The organism is Meridianimarinicoccus zhengii (assembly GCF_003254465.1).
Classification (GTDB): domain Bacteria; phylum Pseudomonadota; class Alphaproteobacteria; order Rhodobacterales; family Rhodobacteraceae; genus Meridianimarinicoccus; species Meridianimarinicoccus zhengii.
Genome location: NZ_QDFI01000176.1, coordinates 1 through 1,171, shown reverse-complemented (window position 1 = coordinate 1,171; position 1,171 = coordinate 1). Strand labels below are relative to the sequence as shown.

1 protein-coding gene is annotated in these 1,171 nt (G+C 66.4%); it reads right to left on the bottom strand.

The window, feature by feature from the left end; genetic code table 11:
• Positions 1-960 precede the first annotated feature (960 nt).
• On the bottom strand, positions 961-1,171 hold a 211-nt coding region (locus DDE13_RS22430; protein ID WP_222626194.1), incomplete at its 5' end, for a hypothetical protein.

Sequence of the window (1,171 nt, the reverse complement as noted above, 5' to 3'; positions counted from 1 at the left end):
GGCAGGCCGTCGGCCATGTGTGCGACCTGTTCACCGATGAAGAGTGCAACAACTTCTTCAAAGCGGCGGGGTACCAAGCCGATTAAACTCAACATGCTCTAGCCTGCAGATAGGCCAAATGCGCCGCCTACCGCAAATTCGCCGCCAATAAAATCAATGGCTTACGAAGCTCCAATGGTCAAAGCCAGCTTGCGGCTACATTGTTGAAATGACCAGCAATTCCGTGCCATTCCAAGCATAACGGTGGCCATCGGGGTCTGCGGGCGGAATTTGTCGGAAAGTCTCCGGATTTCCGCGTTTTCGGCTGCAATTTGGCGCTCTGCAGGCAACATGGGCATCGAAGGTTAATTTTCGGTCATGTTCGGGTGCCTGCGTAATCCTGCACCGCATTGAGCATGTCGCCGGGCCCAATAGGGCCAGACCAGACGGCCGGCGACCGCCGTCGCCAGATCGCACTGCGACCGCGACACGCCTGTCGCCTCATTGGCTGGTGGCGCTTCGGGGCGGTGCGTGATTCTGGGGGAAAGATCTGTGACCGGGTGCGGGTACGGGTACGGGTTGCGCGCGACGTGTCGTGCGCAGGCGCAGACACGCGGTCGCCAAGCCGGACGCGGACGGCGCGGCGCGTGGCCGTGGGGAGCGCCTACTGATCGAGTCGTCGCAGGAGAGCGCGAGTTCGGGCGGCGCGCGGCGCCGGATACGTTCTCATGGAGTCGTTGGGGAAGCTGACCGGCTCTGACCTGGGGCGCGTCGGCGCGCGGCGACGGCGCGGATGCCGTGCGGCGGCGACGCATTGGCCGACGCCCCGCACTGGGTGCCTTGTCTGGCTGCATCGCCGGACAGGGTATGTCAAAGGCGACAGGGTCGGTGGAGACCGGTCACCCGTGGCCGGGACGGCGGCCGTGGTCGCGGCATCCGGTCCGGCGCCGCGACCGCCTTTCGTTCGGGGAACGGGGTCGATCAGGTGTCTACGATCTCCCAGCCCGTGTCGTCGTCCCGCCCATCCGCGTCCGGCGTGTCGTCCGGATGGTCCGTCGCGTCCGGTGCCATGGCCCCCTGCGCGGGCGGCGACGTTGGGGCAGCCGGGTCGTGCGGTCCGTGCGCGGCGATTTCCTCGCCGAAGGACATGTCCATGCTGCGGGGCGGTCGGTCCTGGCGCGCGGCCGCGCAG